General features: G+C 62.2%; 14 protein-coding genes. 2 read left to right on the top strand and 12 right to left on the bottom strand.

Features of this window, described 5'->3' with window-relative positions; translation table 11 throughout:
• Positions 1 to 8: 8 nt before the first annotated feature.
• The 7 genes from FGD77_RS03025 to FGD77_RS02995 form a co-directional block, all read right to left on the bottom strand.
• Positions 9 to 2342 (bottom strand): relaxase/mobilization nuclease domain-containing protein, encoded by a 2334-nt coding sequence (locus FGD77_RS03025; RefSeq protein ID WP_255006250.1) that lies wholly within the window; start codon positions 2340 to 2342, stop codon positions 9 to 11.
• Positions 2329 to 2910 (bottom strand): helix-turn-helix domain-containing protein, encoded by a 582-nt coding sequence (locus FGD77_RS03020; protein ID WP_369682680.1) that lies wholly within the window; start codon positions 2908 to 2910, stop codon positions 2329 to 2331. Before FGD77_RS03020 ends, FGD77_RS03025 begins: the two co-directional genes overlap by 14 nt.
• A 553-nt stretch (positions 2911 to 3463) precedes the next feature.
• A complete protein-coding gene (locus FGD77_RS03015; RefSeq protein ID WP_007120662.1) occupies positions 3464 to 3670 on the bottom strand; it encodes a hypothetical protein in 207 nt (68 codons plus the stop codon).
• Positions 3671 to 4209: 539 nt separating this feature from the next.
• Positions 4210 to 5139 (bottom strand): DUF2493 domain-containing protein, encoded by a 930-nt coding sequence (locus FGD77_RS03010; protein ID WP_255006244.1) that lies wholly within the window; start codon positions 5137 to 5139, stop codon positions 4210 to 4212.
• Positions 5140 to 6239: 1100 nt separating this feature from the next.
• Positions 6240 to 6686, bottom strand: a complete 447-nt coding sequence (locus FGD77_RS03005) for a DUF6527 family protein (protein WP_255006242.1) — start codon at positions 6684 to 6686, stop codon at positions 6240 to 6242.
• Positions 6683 to 7870 carry a ThiF family adenylyltransferase gene (locus FGD77_RS03000; protein ID WP_255006241.1) on the bottom strand — a complete coding sequence of 396 codons (1188 nt, stop codon included), beginning with the start codon at positions 7868 to 7870 and terminating at the stop codon, positions 6683 to 6685. Before FGD77_RS03000 ends, FGD77_RS03005 begins: the two co-directional genes overlap by 4 nt.
• A complete protein-coding gene (locus tag FGD77_RS02995; RefSeq protein ID WP_255006240.1) occupies positions 7845 to 8522 on the bottom strand; it encodes a multiubiquitin domain-containing protein in 678 nt (225 codons plus the stop codon). The genes FGD77_RS03000 and FGD77_RS02995 overlap by 26 nt, the downstream gene beginning before the upstream one ends.
• Positions 8523 to 8739: 217 nt before the next feature.
• On the opposite strand from FGD77_RS02995, the gene FGD77_RS02990 reads away from it, so the two are divergent.
• Both FGD77_RS02990 and FGD77_RS02985 read left to right on the top strand, forming a co-directional pair.
• On the top strand, positions 8740 to 9045 hold the full coding sequence (locus tag FGD77_RS02990) for a helix-turn-helix domain-containing protein (protein ID WP_255006239.1): 306 nt from the start codon (positions 8740 to 8742) through the stop codon (positions 9043 to 9045).
• Between the two features lie 2 nt (positions 9046 to 9047).
• A complete protein-coding gene (locus tag FGD77_RS02985; protein ID WP_255006238.1) occupies positions 9048 to 9611 on the top strand; it encodes an ImmA/IrrE family metallo-endopeptidase in 564 nt (187 codons plus the stop codon).
• 332 nt (positions 9612 to 9943) lie between these two features.
• Here FGD77_RS02985 and FGD77_RS02980 read toward each other — a convergent pair whose 3' ends face one another.
• The 5 genes from FGD77_RS02980 to FGD77_RS02960 all read right to left on the bottom strand — a co-directional run bounded on the left by FGD77_RS02980 (position 9944) and on the right by FGD77_RS02960 (position 16424).
• Complete coding sequence (locus FGD77_RS02980) at positions 9944 to 10672, bottom strand: DUF736 family protein (RefSeq protein ID WP_255006237.1); 729 nt, start codon at positions 10670 to 10672, stop codon at positions 9944 to 9946.
• A 124-nt stretch (positions 10673 to 10796) separates the two neighbouring features.
• Entirely contained in the window at positions 10797 to 11099 is a 303-nt protein-coding gene (locus FGD77_RS02975; protein ID WP_255006235.1) for a hypothetical protein, read from the bottom strand.
• Positions 11100 to 11199: 100 nt separating this feature from the next.
• Positions 11200 to 11661 carry a hypothetical protein gene (locus FGD77_RS02970; RefSeq protein ID WP_255006232.1) on the bottom strand — a complete coding sequence of 154 codons (462 nt, stop codon included), beginning with the start codon at positions 11659 to 11661 and terminating at the stop codon, positions 11200 to 11202.
• A gap of 1 nt (position 11662) precedes the next feature.
• The gene (locus FGD77_RS02965; RefSeq protein WP_255006230.1) at positions 11663 to 12049 is read right to left on the bottom strand and encodes a DUF6878 family protein; all 387 of its coding nucleotides are present in this window, start codon (positions 12047 to 12049) and stop codon (positions 11663 to 11665) included.
• Between the two features lie 121 nt (positions 12050 to 12170).
• Complete coding sequence (locus tag FGD77_RS02960; protein ID WP_255006228.1) at positions 12171 to 16424, bottom strand: strawberry notch-like NTP hydrolase domain-containing protein; 4254 nt, start codon at positions 16422 to 16424, stop codon at positions 12171 to 12173.
• Between the last annotated feature and the right edge of the window lie 49 nt (positions 16425 to 16473).

Below are 16473 nucleotides of genomic sequence, written 5' to 3'. Positions count from 1 at the left end.
GGCGGCGCTCAATGGACCTGTCCCCGCTCGGTCTCGCCATCCACGTCCGCTGCGCGGTGTTTTTCGTATTCGGTGTCGGCAAGATCATCGACCACCTGGCGCAAGGCCTCCGTGTTGGCCGTCGCTGCATCCGATTGCAGGTAGACCTTGGCGACATAGAGCCGGTCGAGGCGGTCCTCGAGAACCTTCTCCAGCGCATCGGCATCGCCGGATGTAAGCCGGTCAAGTTGGCGGTCATCCAGCACCCGCGCAATCTCGGTTCGGAAAGCGTCCCGCTCCGCCTCGGTCTCGAAGGGCGCGGACAACTCCCCCGCCCGCTCATGGTCCAGGACACGCGCAATCTCGTCTGCGAGGCGGTCGGCACGGGCAGACTGCGGCGTAGTTTCATCGCGGGTGGCTAGACGTTCGTCACGCGTGCCAGACCCAAGCCCGTCGCGCATCTCGTTTTCGCGGCGGACCTGATTGATGACCTCCGTGTCGCGTATCTCGACGACGGCTGCATAGGTCGCACCGAGCCCACGGGCGAGATGGGACGGCATGTCCGGATAGCGCTCCGAGACGTCATCCGTGACAGCATCTGCAACAGGCGTGCGGAGGTCGCGTCCCTCCATGATCCGGTCGACGTCGCGGGTGATCTCGCTGGCGCGGGCCGTATCGGTGATGGTTTCCCTGTAGGGTTCAGACCGGTCAATCACATCGCCAGGGCGTGCGAGCAGATCCGGGTGTGCCTCGAGATATGCACGCTGCTCCGTCTCGATCCGGCGCTCCGCCCGTGAGACTACCTCCCAGTCCCGGTTTTCGATCTGCTGCGCGGTCAGGCCGTCTGCGCGCATCTCCTGACGGATTGTCCCTTCCATCGCCCGGACTGCGTCCCGGTGATAATGGAACCGCTCGCTGATCGGTTCCGCTTCCATGACGCCATCCCGGCGCAGCACGTTCTCGCGCTCCAACAGCGTGCCAAGTTCCACATGCATATCGTTGAGAATGTCGCGCGCCTGTTCCAGATCGGCGCGGCGTTCAAGGTTCAGATCGCGCGCCTCAGCTACTTTGGAGAGATCATTGGCGATCCATTGATGCTCGAGCGCTGCATTTGAGGCGCCCGTCTCGATCCGGGCCACCACTTCCGATGTGCTGATCCCGGTGCCCCGTAGTGCCGCGTCAATGCGCGATCTCAGATCGGGCTCGGCCAGTCGCTCGCGCTGGCTGGCGTCAATATTGGCCTCGGAATAGATCCCGCCCTCCGAGGGCGCGTCTGAGAGCGAACCCGAGCGCAGCCCCAAGGGCTGCATGTGCTGGACCTGCGTCTGGATCTCGATGAGGCGTTTTTCCAGCACGGGACGTTCCGCGTCAGACTTCTCGGCAATCATGCCCTGCACCCGCGCGAGCTTCTCCGCATAGAGGCTTCTCAGATCCTCGAAACTTTGATCCTCGGCCATATACACATCTCCTGTTCGGTCCACCTGCCCGCCATGCGCCAGCACCTCGCCCGCGCGGAAGAGTGCTGCGGCAATATCCTCGCGGGCCTCCCTCGAAGCCTCCGCGGCAAGCGAATGGTAGACGGTTCTGGTGTTGGCGATCTCCGCCAGCGTCCGAGTCAGGTCGGTCCCCACGCGTTCGCGCTCGCGGGGCGCGCGACCCTCTTCCTTCGCGGCATAGACCTCGCTGGTGCGGGCTGGGTAATGCACAACCCCGCGATCCACCCGGCGCGTGGCCTCCAGGCGCACGCCATACTTTTCCGCCTCCTCGACCATGGCGAGGCGGAAGTCGTCATAGTTGAAGCGGTGGTTGCGCCCGAGGAAGAAGAACTCCCCTTCCTGGGAGCGGCGGTTCAGCACCAGATGCGCATGCGGGTGATCGCGGTCCTCATGCACCGCGATGATGTAGTCGAAATGCCCCGCGTCGGTCTGGAAGAACCGCTCGGCCACAGCCGTCGCGATGTCGCGCACATCCTCCCCACGCGTGCCGATGGGGAAGGACATGAGCATATGGGTGGTCTGGCCAAGCTTCGGCTTGAACCCCGCATCCCATCGCTTGGCAAAGCGCTCGGTGAGGTCCTTGATGTCGCCCGCCTCGAGCTTCGTCTTGCCATCCAGGAACCCGCTACTGTCCACGATATGCGTGGACTTGGTGGTGAGGTAATCGAGCTGGTTTGCGAGCTGCGATTTGGTATGCGTGCCCCCGCCCCGGATCGCCTTGAAGACCGCTGGCCGATGCCCTGCTGCCGCGCGCGTCAGCTGGGTCTGCTTGGCCACGTGCAGCCCTTGCATCGAGCCCCGAACGCGGCTCCAGCCATCCCGGAAGACCTCGCCCGTGACGGCATGGACGGCATCATTCAGCCGCATGGGCAAACTCCCTCAGCGCGGCTGTGGCCTGCAGCTGCATCCCATCGCGACGGCGGCGCAGGAGCAGATCGATCTCGTCAGCGGAATCCAGAATGAACCGCGCCAACCCGCGCATCTGGGCAAGGCGCAATTCGGTGAACTCCGAACCAGCCCCCTGCCCCTGCCGGTTGGCCTGCGTCATCTGCTTGGTGATCTGCGCGACCCCATTGCCGACCTCGTGCAGAGAGGCGCGGTAACGCGCCATCTCTGCTGCCAACTGCGCGTCCGGAACGAACACCCCGCCTGCCGCCTGAATGAGCCGCCGCAGCCCCTCGGCCCGGCTCTCGATCCCCGCCTTCGCCAGCACCTCGTCGAGCGCCGCCAACTCCGCAGCCGTGACCTTCACACTGACCGCTGAGACCGGAATTGCGGCATCCGTCTGGCGCTCGGCATCGGCTTTGAGCGTGTACTGAATCGCCCGCACTGACACGCCGAACCGCTCCGCCAGGGCCGATGTGGTCACACCTTCCGCAGCCTCGCGAACGATCTCCATGCGGTCCGCATCTGTGAGACGTTTTGATCGAGACATGCGAAGAAAGACCCCCTATTTCCTGCCACCTTCCACCAAGGCTGCCCTTACCATACGAAACTATACTAATCTGTCAATAATATATTGACGTCGCATTCAGGCTCATGCAGCCTTGGTGTCCGCTTCACGCCGCGGCCCGCAGGGACGCGGCTCTGCCGCCTTCACCACTGGGCGACCCACCTGTCCTAGGGGTCCCGTCCACCAGCCCCGCCCGAGGGTCTGGCCGAACACGCATGTGTTCGGACGGACCCGCGGGCGGGCGCAAACCCCACCGACAGGGCGGACAGGCAGGGTCAAGGAGGGCCAGATTTGGCTTGCCAAATCTCTGCCGCAAAAACCGGGAGGCCCTGGCCGATAGGTTTTTGTGGATGGCCCCCTTGAGGCTGACTGGCCGGTCTGTCGCGGCCTGATCAGTCCGGGCGGAGTGCGTCCGATGAATGCGCAGCGACCGGCGGCTTCGTGAAGTCGCCTCGGGCGATCTGACCGCCGGACCCGGCATCCCTGGAACAGGGATCGGGCCGCCCCGGGGGGCGGTCCATCCTCGTGAGAGGATTTAGTCCTGGGGATCTTTCGCGCTCGGTGGGAACATCACCAGCTCCGAGACCGCGACGGGGAAGTCGAGCTTGAGGCTGAAGAACTCCGATCCATCCCCGTTGCGGGTGTTGCGGAACATCGCGCCCACGCGCTGAAAACGGGTGCGCTCCTGGCCATCGGTATCGGTGAACTTGACGGGGACGGTGGCGACGTAGTGGTTGGTCATTTGGGTTACTCCTTGTTGCGATGGGGATCACCCAGCACGGGGGCAAGAGGCCCGGTCGCAAGCGCAAATGCGGAGGGTCCGCGGCCCCGCCGTGGAAGCCGTATTTGTGCTTGCAGAAGCGCAAGCGCAGGGCACGATTGGGCCGACCCCGTGCGATCCACATCTATCAGCAAAAAGGAGAGACCCGGATGACTCTTGCCATCACGCAGCCGCCACCATCCGCGTCCGCGTCCCGCTGAGCTTGGCAGGGGTGCTGACGGAGCCCGCCTGCGTGGATGCGATGTTCCGAAACACGCCCCGAGGGACATGCAGGTCTTCAGCCTCAAGTGCGACGTCTCGACCCCTCGCGTCTTGCGCTGCTGACGATGTGCGTGAGGTGCGCACCATCCCCATCCCGTACCGATGCGGATGGGCCGCACTCTGACGGACTGGGTAGAGGGATAACGGTGCTGGCCGCCGCAGACTGCCGATCGCGCATGACCGATCGCACGCGCCATGAGACATGACGAAAGGGCCGCGCCAAGCGCGACCCCCTCTCTTCAATCCTGCGCAGTCTTCTTCGCCGGGTCAGCAACCCGCATGACCGTCAGACCTTTCGCTTCCGCCTTCTGCCCGAGGTTCAGCGCGACCCCGTTGCCGCCGAAGAGTACAACCCCCGTCGCCGCGAACTTGTCGTCCAGCATTTCGTCGTTGCACTTGAACGGTGCCGCCCGCCCGTGCGCGGACCATCGAGGATCAAAGCGCGCCTGTGCTATCCCGCGTGCCCGGGCCCACCGCGCCGCGATCATCTCCGCCCCGTGCTTGCCACCCTTGTGGCAGAGGAAGATCTCCTGATTGCGGTTCTGTTTGATCCGTTCGCGAACCTTGTCGAGCGTGTTGAAGATCACATCGACATCGGTCCAGTCGGTGGCGCCCGAGACGATCAGGGGCACCCCCTCGACTTTCGACTTCTCGGCGGTTTCGCGGTCGTGCTGCTCGAGGAGCTGCCGCGCCTCGAAGACCGCCCCGGTCTCTTGCGCCCGGACGCTTGCGCGCGAGCCGGCTGCCGGGATGAAGGCGTGGCCCGTCTCGATCTCGTAGCATTCCGCCGCTGCCTCGCTCATCACCTCGATGGCGCTGACAATCTCGCGCAGCTGCAGGAAGCGCGCCTGCGCCTCTTCGAGCGCGGTCTCGGCGATCTCCGATCCATCGTGGGATTTTGCCAGCGCGCCGATCTTGTCGGCGGTGCGGTCGACCTCCTTGCCGAGTGCCACCTTCCGGCGCTGCAGGATCGTCGCGAGCCCATGGGCCAGCGGTTCGATCTCTGCTTCAAGCCCGGTATTGCGCAATTGACCGAGCAGAGCCTCGAAGCTTTCGCGGATGATGTGGTCGGTCAGGATGTGATCCTCGGGGATCGGCAGCTGCGCGTCCTTCTCGGTCAGCCCGAAAAGCTCGATGGTCTCGTAGGTGTTCGCGGTGTCGTAAGCCATGTCTGGTCTCCAGTGTTCGGTTCCAAGGCCACCACGTGAGTGTGGGGCATGGCCGAATGCCTGGTTTCCGAATCTGCCCGGGTCAGGGACGGCGCAGCCGCCGGCTTGCCGGGCGCAAAAGTTTTCCGCGCGCAACACCCGACACATGCGCGCCTTCACGCTCGGGACCATCCCGCGCCAAAGGCTCCGCCCTCGCCGAAAAGTTTTGCGATCCTTGACGCGGGCTGATTTGGGGGCCATCCGGAGGATATGCTTCCGCGCTCATGTGTGTGTGTTTTGACGGTAGGTTTGCCCGACCCGAGCAGGCAAACGGCCCGACCGGACGCGTGAGACGGATGGAGCGGCGGGATCGTTTTGGCCTCGGGCCAAAACAGACCAGAGCGCAATCCGGCGGAGCGGGCGGGGAGGGACGTGCTCGCGAGGCGGGCAAACCGGGATGCTGGGTGCGACACCGCGGTGAGGCCGCATGGCCGAATGCGCGACGGACCGAAGGGCCGTTCTCCCCTGCGACACGCGCAGCCGAGCTGGGGAGGCTGGAATGTGGAGGCTCAGGTCAATGGCGAGGTGCACGTGCAATTGTAACGTGGCCGTTCGTCGAGGGCTGCAATCGCACCTACAATCCTCCGCAGGATTTGCGGAAAGTGTGAATTCGCTGCAATGCGGCAGGAATCTGAACAGGCCGCGAAAGCGGACCTTCGTCACCCAGATCTCAGAGGCTTCGCTGTTTTCTAGGGCGGCTTTGGATGGCCGAAGCACTTTCGTTCAATGGGCACTCTACCTTTTTCGCCCCGGACGCTGCGTCAAGGCAGACCCTGCCGCTGACTTGGCTGCTTTAAATGCCCTTGGGTTCCGGAGTGTTTTTGAGGCCGCGCTGGCAGCCTTCTTACTGGTCACCTCCTTGCTTCGCACCTGTGTTAGAGCAGATCCCGCCGCCGATTTCGCGGCTTTGCTAGCGGTACGGCTCCTCAGCGTCTTACTTGCCGCAGATGCGGCGCGTTTGCCGGTGGATTCTGATTGCGTTCTTTTGGGCATTGCTCGAGTTCCTCGTGATTGCTGGTGAGCGGGAGATCCTTTGTTGGTCCATTCCGATGTTGAATCATCTATTTTCGGGACCAATTCTTCATCCGGTTATATAGGCGCAGCAGCCAATTACTTTGAGGGACGGACCGCGTCGTGAGTTCCGGCCGCGATGGAAGCGCCTCCTCATGCCACGAGGACTTCCGGCGCGCATCGCGCCGTCGACCTGCTGTGATCTGATCGTCAGTCCAGTTACCCGCCCATTCGATGCGGTTGTCGGTGATCAAATAATGAGATCGACATGGGAAACCCCAGTTCCCCACGGACGGCCGTATTGTGATGGTTTTTCCATCGAACCGCAGCCTCCAATCTGTCGGATGGAGCGGAAGCACGACCTTCTCGCCGCATCCGCAGGCGCAGCGATGCGCGGTCGTCGCGTATTCGCCTGAGATGTAGAGTACGCCGTCCTCCAAGTCCTTTGGGATGAACTCGACAAACCTCGGCTTGATATCCATCTCGACTGAAGTCATGCCGCACTTCTTATCATTTGACGCGTTTCGATCTGATAGTGCCAAATCGGTTCGGCGAAGTTGGCGTAGAAGCCTCGAAAACCCTTCCAAAGCTGAACCGCCATATCAGCATTCAGAGAGTTCAAATCCGAGATCTGGATGTTGTTCGCGTAGATGTTTTCCGGGCCACCGGGATCGAGAGGAATATGGGGCCTCACCGAAGCCCTGTTTTCCCTCGTGCTCAAGACGGCCCGGAGGGTTCCTCCAATACCATTACTGCTCATGTGCAGACCCATTCCCACATCGACGAAAGGCAGGTCTCTGCGCTCAAGTTCAGAAACGATGACGGCTTTCTCCGGACAGGCGTCGATTGCTAGGAAAGCGAACGTGACCCCATCGAGAAGTTCCATATTTAGAGCGGAAAGCTTGGTGGGATGTGGCACAATATTTCGCTTCATCCGTCCGTAACGTGCGGCGTGATATTCCACTTTGAACGGCGGCGGCTGCATCTCTTCAAGTGAGGGGGTGCCGGGGGAACGATATGCGTTGTGCGGATACTGGCGGTCTCCATCGATCAGATGGTTCCTGAGCACAGGTGTCTTTGTCGCGTGGTCCAGGATGTATGCACCAGTTCCGCCCAAGCCGATGTGGGCAATGACCTCTCTCCTGAAAACGCTCGCCAACTTCGTAGTCCCCGCTCGGGCTGATGCGCTGTCTGGGAAGACAAAGGGGTCATCTTCCGAGGCAGTTGGCGGCATCGCCCCAACCCTTGCTGTCGCCGTCGGATCCAGTGCGTGGACCTCGCTGAGGATTATGTCCTCGTAAGTCCGCACTTTTTCGTAGAAGTCGGCGTAGTTCCTGTGTCCTCCGCTGGTATCACGAAGCTTGTTCGAAAAGCCGTGCTGGAACGTGATCGATCCGACCGTGTTGCATCTCGGACTCGTCCTCCCGAGCCCGGAAAGCAGGTTTCCGTTTCTATCGTGCGGTTCGCCGCCCGAGAACGACATCACGTGATCCCTGGGAGCTACCGTACGCTCCGAGGTAGCATCAAGCGCGCAACCGAATACGCCACGGCGAACGGCCCCATGTCGATCGAGATAGGGGATTTCCTCGACCAACAGGTGGCCGTCGGAAACGCTGACCGCATATCCCTCCGAGACGAGGCGCTGAAGATCGGGGCTACGATTTATCAGTTGCTGAGACATTGAATACCATCCCTTCGACGACGCGAATTTTGCCTCCTTCGAGGAGGACGCCTTCGCGACGTCGCTTCGGCCCCCTCGAAAAAGAGACCGTGAAGCAGATCAGAGCCCCTCCGAAGAGTTTCGGAAATGCGAGGCTTGCCAGATCCGAAAAGGAAAGGCGCCCCTTTTCAACAGTGAAGACTTCGCCATTCAGGACCACATCGACGGTCTGATCCTTCGGGTCGCCCGACCGGAACCTCTCAACATCCTTCGGCTTCAACGACAGGAGCTCGTCATCCTCAACGACGCGGTCACCTTTGGAGTCAAAATACAGATCCTCATCATCTGGGATTTCACCGATCAAGCGGAGTTCCAGCGCGGAAATCTGCCCTTCTCCCCAAACGATTTCCCGTTCGTTCAGCATGGCGCGGAATAGCCTGTCGCCTTCAAACAATCGGAATCGCTGCGAAGCGGCTTCGCGCAAATCGACCTGTTCATCGAGGCCGATCGACCGTGTTCCTCGGTTAATGATCGAGACTACAGTGCATCCCGATGCCGGACTGCGAGACGCGATCGAGAGAATGTCGCGACCGGTGATCACAGGGTCGTACGTACGAAAACTCTGATCATCGATTGTCAGCTCGTATTCGACTTTTTGAGCGGCTTCTGACATGCCGTAGCTCCTTATTTTACTGCCCTTACGCCGCGTTTCAAAAAGCTTGACGGCAAGCATATTCAGTGATTCAAGTGTCTCATGAAAGAGACGCGTTGCACATAAGAGACGTTTACCGTCTTACTAACGAAACACTTAGGAGCGCAAACATGACCCGTCAAGAGGAATCTTGTGCGATACAAGCACTATGACTCTAAGCATCGAGAATCTTGGGAAAATGATCATCGAACGCCGCGGAACACTTGGAGTACGAGCAGCGGCCAAAGAGATCGGGATAAGCCCCGCGACCCTCTCCCGTGTCGAGAACGGGAACGTTCCCGACCTAGCCACCTTCGCGAAGATCTGTGAATGGCTAGGTGAGGAACCCAATCGGTTCCTTGGGATGCAACCCACACGAAAGCCGGCAGAGAAGGCATCGGTGCATCTCCGCAAGAAAGATGCCACAACCATCGATACGGCGACCGCGCTTGGCGGAATGATCCTCAAAGCGCAGGAAGCCCTTCGCGACAGAGAGAACCTCTAAGGATGCGGCGCGGGTTCAAGTCTCAGGCCGAAAAACTCGCGCTGAAACATAGGGAAGCGGCTGGCCTCGAGCCGCGTGACCGCCTGGACCCAAGAACTTTTTTGCAGAGGATTGGGATCCTGGTCTGGGAACCTGCCGATGTCCCGGACATCGACTTGGGACATCTTCACCAGCTTACCTTCGTGGATCCTGACAGCTGGTCTGGCGTCACTATTAAAGTCGAAGAGAAGACGCTGATTATCGTCAACTCTAGCCACCCGGTTGGGAGGCAGGCAAACACCTTGATGCACGAATGGTCACACATCGAGTTAAGGCATAAGCCCAACCGCGCAGATCGCTCTGACGGTGGACTGCTTCTCTTGAGTGACTACCCGAAGGAATTTGAAGAAGAGGCCGACTGGCTCGCGGGATGTATGCTCCTACCCCGCGACGGCTTGTTATATCACTGTGGCGCTGGCTTGGATGCACAAGGTGTAGCTGATCATTACGGCGTGAGCCGACAGCTGGCCACATGGAGGATCGGTAAGACGGGAGTAAAGAGACAACTCGCAGCCCGCCAGTACTAGGATCCAGCGAGCCGAGGTTTTGCGTCCTTGACGCGGTAGTCGACGTGGTCATGCCGTCCAACTGACAGCTATACCCAAGGAGACCTTTTTCATTTCGGAGCCCGACTTACGCACTTCGTTAGGTCATGCATAAGCAGCGAATGGCGATGTTGGCGGGCAGCGCCGCAGGGTAGTAAACCTTCGGCCAATGGCAGCAAAGGGCCGGTAGCAACCTGACTGCGCCGAGAGACTCATCTGCGGACCACGTTTTAGTCCAAACGGACATGGAAAAAGGGGAACCGTGATCCCACGGTTCCCCTTTGGGTTCAGATCGTCTCCCCCTCGCGCGCCGATTAGGCGACCAGCGAGAGCCCCGCGCCTGCGTCCTGCGGCTGGTCACCGCTGTCGATGAACGGGATGATCGAGAAGGTCTGCCCGCCGCGCTGTTCTTCGTTCTGCACGGCGTTGACGCGCAGGTCGCCATCAGGCGTGTTGATCAGCAGTGACAAGTAGTCATTGCCCGTGCGGCTGCTTTTGGCCATCCAGGCCGAGCCGACGCGGATCGGTGTGCCACGGGGCGAGCTGACCTCGATGCGGTAATCGGGGTGGGTCTCCTCGGATTTGTAGCTGTTCTCGATCAGCATGAACTCCAGATCGAACATCATGTTGGCGATGTAGCCGGTGAAGGCGTTGTCAGCGTCCATGGCGGTGAGCTCGCCTGAGATCGAGCCGGATTTCATCAGGCCGTTCGCGACCAGCGGGATGATCTCGAATTCGCCGCTTTGGGCGGCGCGCGCCTCTTTCGTCTGCACCGCGTTGACCCGGAAGGGGCCAAGGCCGACATCGAGCTGCATCGAGATGTAGGGGTTGCCGCTGGTATTGCCGGTCTCGTTCCAGGCCGTGCCGATGCGTACCTTGCGACCCGACTTGTTGATCGCCGTCACGTCGTAATCCGGACTGCGCGCGGACATCTTGGCCCGTGCCTCGAGCTGGATGGCGATGTCAAAGCGTGACGAGTGGATCATGCCGGCGTACTCGGCGGCTGCCGTTTCGACATTGCGGGTGAGGGTTCCTGCGAACATGGGATGGTTCCTTTTGGATTGGCCGGTGCCTGACGTTTTTGCCAACGCATCCGGGATTGCTTTCTCGACCCCTTGAGGGATCACAAATCAGAAAGCTCGCTTTCCTTTCAGCCCCGCCCACAGGTCAGAGCTGCCGTCCGAGTGGGAATGCCCCCGCGCCTCCTGGTGTTACGCCCCTCCCCTGCCCGTCTGGTCTTGATTGGCTGCCCGGATTTTCCGCGCCGTCCTCGGATCGCGCTATGAAGAACTCCGCCTCTTTTCCGTTCAACCGGTGCCCGCTCCGGTCTGTCAGGCCGATGCAGCTACCATTCGGCACATAGGTGATCAGGTACTGACCGAGCCCGTCCTTGTGGACAATGTAGCCGGTATTGGCCCAATGCACGGTCTGCCCGGCATCGACGGCCGCCTTGATGTCTTCGAGTGTCATGCGAACCTCCTTAAGAAGATTGGTGGGGAAACGACGCAAGAAGCCCGATCTTCCAACCGGGCTTCCGTGCGGCATTCGTTTGGCAAACGACCGAGACCTGTCAGGCGCTTTGCGTGGCTTGCATCGCGCGCGCCGCCATCCAATCTTTCAGGCCAAGAACGGTTCGTCCGGCGGCGACCTCGGAGGCCCAAGCGACCCCTGGGTCGCCGCAGGGCTCATCGCCGACATGGCGGTCGATATGACCATTGGCCATCCATGGCTCGGGCTGGATCCGTCGCAGCCAGTCCGCCATGCTCGGAATGCGGCCCTGGCAGTCTTCACGGATATGCTGCTCGCCGATCCAGCGCACGGGAATGTCCCGACCTGCGCTATTGGTCAGGGACACGCCGAAGACACGTTCGGCCTCAAATAGGCCTTGGGCATGGTGACGCATGGCTCGGTGCGTAAAGAGCGCGAGGTGCTCTTTCGAGGCGTCGAACCAGTCATGTATGGACTGATAGTCAGACGGCACCCCGCCGAATTTCCGGGCGGAGCTTTCGGCATGATGAAGCGGTTGGGCCATCTCAAAGACCCTCGTCATAGCTGTGCGAGCATTCGACATAGCGGTCCGCGTGATCGAGCGTGATGCTGTCTGCTGCAATGTCCCAAGTCAGCGTGCCATAGCCGCCCTCATTGTTTTCGAACCCCGGGTGATGGTGATAGGCCAGCGACCAGGCGAAGTCGCCAACCTCTGCGGCAAGCGCCTCCGGCAGCTGGACCTCTGCAGGCTGCACCGTCACATCCTCGACATTGCCGGAGTCGCCATAGCCTTCGTATTCGGCAGTGACCTCGCTGATGCCAAGCGCACGTAGTTGCGCGAGCAGCTCCGCTCGGGTCGCCTTCAGGGTGGTTTCGCGCTCCGCCCGCCACTGAGCCGCCATTGCGGCATAATCGATCTGGGGATTGGTCATGGGTCTGTCCTCTTGTCTGTAATTGGGGGGCCGGGCGTGGCATTGGTCAGCGCGCGGCCGGAAAGCGCAGACCGGTGAAACCCAGATCCGCGACGCCCGGCCCAAAGCCCTCTTTGACTTTTCAGGCGGCTTGTTCTGCCGCTTTGGTGGTTCCCTGCCCAACGATCCGGGCCAGAATTCCCCTCGTGTCGATCCCATTCCCATGCGGCAGGAACACCCGCAACTGGAAGGCGATGATCTCCGTGAAGCAGCCGAGGGCCTTGAGGCCGTCGATCATGCCCCGATCCGCACCGCCCAGCTCGAGACGCATCTCGCCTGCGACGCGGCGGCGGGTCAGGGTGAGACCCCGGCCCAGATCGACAGGTGCGGTGGTGCCGAGGGCGGCGCTCAGCATCTCCTGCGGTGTTTGCGGATTGGAGACGAGGAAGCGGGCGCGCAGCGCGGCCGCCCCTTCCTCACTCAGCGTGCGCCCGATCATGGCGGTCGCCCCGTCCGGCGTGACGCGGTAGATACGCTCATTGGTGGTCGGGATGTCCTTCCAGATCGGCAACAGCAGCCCCGTCAGCAGGTAGAGCTTGGTCGTGGTGGTTTTCGGCAGGGACGCAGCCTCTTCATCCCAAAGCCGTACGAACTCAGGCTTGCCGATCTCTTCCCAGGCCGAGGACTCGAACCGTGCCTCTTCGAGATAGCTCGACCCGTTTGGCCGCACCGCCTTGCGCATCAGCGTGACAATGTCCTCGTCATACATCTGCATGGGCCGCGCCGAGATGAGCGCCGCGCGACCGGAGGCGCGATTGACCATCGGCAGCTTGTCGGGGTTGCGCGACAGGGCGTCATCCGCCGACAGCACGTGGACCGGGTCGGTCACCTCCAGCCCAATGATCCGCGTCACGGCGCCAGATTTCGGGCAGGTCCAGAGATCCTCTGTGGAGACCTGCTCGGTCTTTTCGCCACGCAGGGTTTCCACGCCGAGATCGAGCGTGCCCGCCGCGCGCGCCCGTTCAGTCTGATCGGCAATCCGGCGCATGAACTCGGCAAAGAGCGCGTTCTGCATGTGGATGGGAAGGGCCAGTACCCGGTTCAGAAACCGCTGGATCGGGGGAAGTTCCTCAAGGAGCACCCCGTCCTTGTCGATCAGCCGCAGGGCTGTCCAGTCGGTGAAGCTCTCGTAGCTCATCGCCTCAGCGCGCCCGGTGGCAAGATCGGCGAAATACCCACGCAGCGCCGCCCGCGCGATCGGGCTTTCGAGATTGTCCTCCTCGCGGAACATGCCCTGCGAGCCGGTCTCGCGCTGGCCCTTGGTCAGGGCCCCCAGCTGGTCGAGGCGCTTGGCGATCGTCGAGGTGAAGCGCTTCTCGCCGTGCACATCCGAGGTACAGACACGGAAAAACGGCGCGCAAACCTGCGCCGAGCGATGCGTGCGGCCAAGCCCCTGGATCGCGGCATCCGCCCGCCAGCCTGGCTCCAACAGGTAATGCCGCCGCCGCTTCTGGTTCTTCGCCGTGCGGGCGGCATGATAGGATCGGCCCGTCCCGCCGGCATCGGAGAAGATCAGGATGTCCTTCTCCCCGTCCATGAAGGCCCGGGTTTCCGAGAAATTGCTGCTGGCGCTGCGTTTCTCAGTGAAGAGCGCGCCATCCCGCGATTTCAGCGGACGGATCGATCGGCCCGTCACTTCGGCCACCGCCTCGTCGCCAAAGACCCAGAGGATCTGGTCGAGCGCCGCGGGGATTGGCGCCAGCGTCATCAGCTCCATCATTGCCGCGTCGCGCAAGGCCAGCGCCTCGCGCGAAACGACGAGCGCGCCGGTCTCATCCCGCAAAGCTTCCGCCACCATGTTGCCGTCGATCTCCACGAGCTTTTGGGCATGGATCGGGAAAGCCTGTTCGAGGTAGCCCAGTACGTAATCGCGCGGCGTTAGCGCGCCCTCGACGAGTTCATCCTCCGGGTCCATCGCCTCAAGTCGGCGTTTGAGAAGGCTCTCACCTGTCGAGACAACCTGGATGACGCAAGCCTTGCCCGCCGCCAGATCGTCCTTGATGGCGTGGATGATGCTTGGAGCCTTCATGCCCATCAGGAGATGGTTAAAGAAGCGCTGCTTGGTGCTCTCGAAACGGGACTTGGCCGAGGCCTTGGCGGCGGAGGCGTTGGTCTGACCGGAGGCATCATTGACGCCCGTCGCGGTCAGCGCCGCCTCGAGATTGTGGTGGATCGTGCGGAACGCACCCGCATAGGCGTCGTAAATCTCGATCTGCGCCGGTGTCAGCGCATGTTCCAGCACGTCATATTCGACACCGTCGAAGCTGAGTGCCCGCGCCGTGTAATGCCCAAGCGTCTTCAGATCGCGCGCCACCACCTCCATCGCCGCCACCCCGCCGGCCTCCATCGCAGCAACGAAGCTCTCGCGGCTCGGGAACGGATATTCGGGCCCCTGGCCCCAGAGGCCGAGGCGGGAGGCATAGGCGAGATTGTGAACGCTGGTGGCACCGGTGGCGGAGACATAGAAGACCCGGGCACGCGGTGCTGCGAGCTGCAGCCGCAGCCCGGCGAGACCCTGTTGGGACGGTTTGACCCCCCTGCCCTCTGACGATCCGGCGGCGTTCTGCATGGCATGGGCCTCATCAAAAGCCAGCACGCCGTCGAACCCCGCGCCCATCCAGTCGAGGATCTGGTTGAGACGCGTGGTGCCGCATTTGCCCGCGGAACGCAGCGTGGCGTAGGTGACAAAAAGGATGCCATCGCCCATGGGGATCTGCTGGTCGGGTTTCCATTTGGAGAGCGACTGGATATCGGCGGGCGAGCCGCCGAGATCGCTCCAGTCGCGGATCGCGTCCTCGATGAGGGTGGCGGATTTGGAGACCCAGATCGCCTTGCGGCGTCCCGCAAGCCAGTTCACCAGGATGAGCCCTGCGCATTCCCGCCCCTTGCCACAACCGGTGCCGTCGCCGAGGAAATAGCCGAGCCGATAGGCGTGCGCATCCGGGTCACCATCGGCGCGCGTAAGCTTGGTCTTGTCGTCATCGATGGTGAACCGGCCCGGCAGGTCCCGCTCATGGGCATCATGCGCCATGATGATGGTCTCGAGCTGCGCCTCAGAGAGGTGACCCTCCTCGATCAGGCGGCCGGGCAGACGCAGGCCGTCGGCGGCCTCTGCCTGTGGCAAAGGCGGCGCGACCGAGGCCATGGCAATGCTCTCGACCAGAGGCGTGGGATGTTCCTGGGCACCCGCGATCTCGATCCGCTGCGGACGATAGCGGGCATAGATGTCGGAGACGGGCGTGTTTTCGCGCGGGTTGGAGAGGCTCGTGAAAGTTAGCGGGACAACGGCATTGGCCCGGGGTTTGGAGGCGGCGACAGGCGAAGCGGCGGTCTTGCGCGGGGCAGATGATGGAACGGTCGGCCGAGCATGAGGGATCGCCTCAGCCCGTTGGGCGGGGCGCATCTCGGGCCGGGTTGCGGCCACGGCGTCGACATATGCCAAGGCTTCATCCAGATCCCGGACATTGGCTCGGATCATCTCGCCGCCCTCCTGCACCTTGTCGAAGACCATCAGCTGGGTTTCCACCGAGGTGCCGAGCTTGCGGTAGACTTGCCCCGGCATCGTCAGCGCCAAGCGCGGCCTGAGGAGACCGCAGGCGCGGGACCAATGCGCGGCATCGCGTTCGGGCGTGAATCCCGGCGGCATGATCGCCACCAGCCGCCCACCGGGCGCGAGACGCTTGGCAGCCGCGATAAGATGTTTGGCGGCGATGTGCTTGTCTCGGGAGCGATCGACCGAGGAGGCGAAAGGCGGGTTCATCACCACCACGTCGGGCAGAACCGGCGTCTGCAGCAGATCATCGATATGCTCACCGTCGTGGCCCGTCACCTCGTCGCCGAAGAGGGCCCGCAGGAGGCGCTGGCGAAAGGGGTCGATTTCATTGAGCAAAAGCGTGGCACCGGCCCGGGCGGCGAAAGCAGCTAGGGCACCGGTTCCAGCCGAGGGCTCCAGCACGGTCTCGCCCTTGCGGATCGCCGCCGCCCGCAAGACCAGCGCCGCAAATGGCGGCGGCGTGGAAAACTGCTGCAGCCGGATCTGCTGCTCTGACCGGCGCGTTTCCGTCAGCAGCCGTGAGGCAATCTGCTTTGCGGTGGCGATGTCACCTACCGCGCCGTCCCCGCGCAGCAGCACCTGAACAGCCGCGGCCTGCATCAGGTCATATGCGATGCGCCAATCCCAGGCACCGCCGGCATCGCTGCCATGAAACGTCTCGCGCATGATGCGCGCGAGCGCTGATCTGCGCAGGGGTTGGTGGTCGATCTCCGCGCCGATTTGCGCGAGGGCAGACGTGAGGTTAGCGTGAGAGACTGAGAGAGCCGGATTGGGCTTGGTCATGGGAATTTTCCTTTGGATCAGGGTCTGATTTCCAAAGGACAAAAAGCCC

This window comes from Roseovarius sp. M141, assembly GCF_024355225.1.
Taxonomy (GTDB): domain Bacteria; phylum Pseudomonadota; class Alphaproteobacteria; order Rhodobacterales; family Rhodobacteraceae; genus Roseovarius.
This window is presented reverse-complemented; position numbering and strand designations above follow the sequence as displayed.

Bases quoted from the DNA above. Each gene is read 5' to 3' on its own strand.
- FGD77_RS03015 (WP_007120662.1), bottom strand. From the start codon at position 3,670: ATGACCAACCACTACGTCGCCACCGTCCCCGTCAAGTTCACCGATACC.
- FGD77_RS02960 (WP_255006228.1), bottom strand. From the start codon at position 16,424: ATGACCAAGCCCAATCCGGCTCTCTCAGTCTCTCACGCTAACCTCACG.
- FGD77_RS02970 (WP_255006232.1), bottom strand. From the start codon at position 11,661: ATGGCCCAACCGCTTCATCATGCCGAAAGCTCCGCCCGGAAATTCGGC.
- FGD77_RS02995 (WP_255006240.1), bottom strand. From the start codon at position 8,522: ATGTCAGAAGCCGCTCAAAAAGTCGAATACGAGCTGACAATCGATGAT.
- FGD77_RS03010 (WP_255006244.1), bottom strand. From the start codon at position 5,139: ATGGCTTACGACACCGCGAACACCTACGAGACCATCGAGCTTTTCGGG.
- FGD77_RS03000 (WP_255006241.1), bottom strand. From the start codon at position 7,870: ATGTCTCAGCAACTGATAAATCGTAGCCCCGATCTTCAGCGCCTCGTC.
- FGD77_RS02990 (WP_255006239.1), top strand. From the start codon at position 8,740: ATGATCATCGAACGCCGCGGAACACTTGGAGTACGAGCAGCGGCCAAA.
- FGD77_RS02980 (WP_255006237.1), bottom strand. From the start codon at position 10,672: ATGTTCGCAGGAACCCTCACCCGCAATGTCGAAACGGCAGCCGCCGAG.
- FGD77_RS03020 (WP_369682680.1), bottom strand. From the start codon at position 2,910: ATGTCTCGATCAAAACGTCTCACAGATGCGGACCGCATGGAGATCGTT.
- FGD77_RS03025 (WP_255006250.1), bottom strand. From the start codon at position 2,342: ATGCGGCTGAATGATGCCGTCCATGCCGTCACGGGCGAGGTCTTCCGG.
- FGD77_RS03005 (WP_255006242.1), bottom strand. From the start codon at position 6,686: ATGACTTCAGTCGAGATGGATATCAAGCCGAGGTTTGTCGAGTTCATC.
- FGD77_RS02985 (WP_255006238.1), top strand. From the start codon at position 9,048: ATGCGGCGCGGGTTCAAGTCTCAGGCCGAAAAACTCGCGCTGAAACAT.
- FGD77_RS02975 (WP_255006235.1), bottom strand. From the start codon at position 11,099: ATGACACTCGAAGACATCAAGGCGGCCGTCGATGCCGGGCAGACCGTG.
- FGD77_RS02965 (WP_255006230.1), bottom strand. From the start codon at position 12,049: ATGACCAATCCCCAGATCGATTATGCCGCAATGGCGGCTCAGTGGCGG.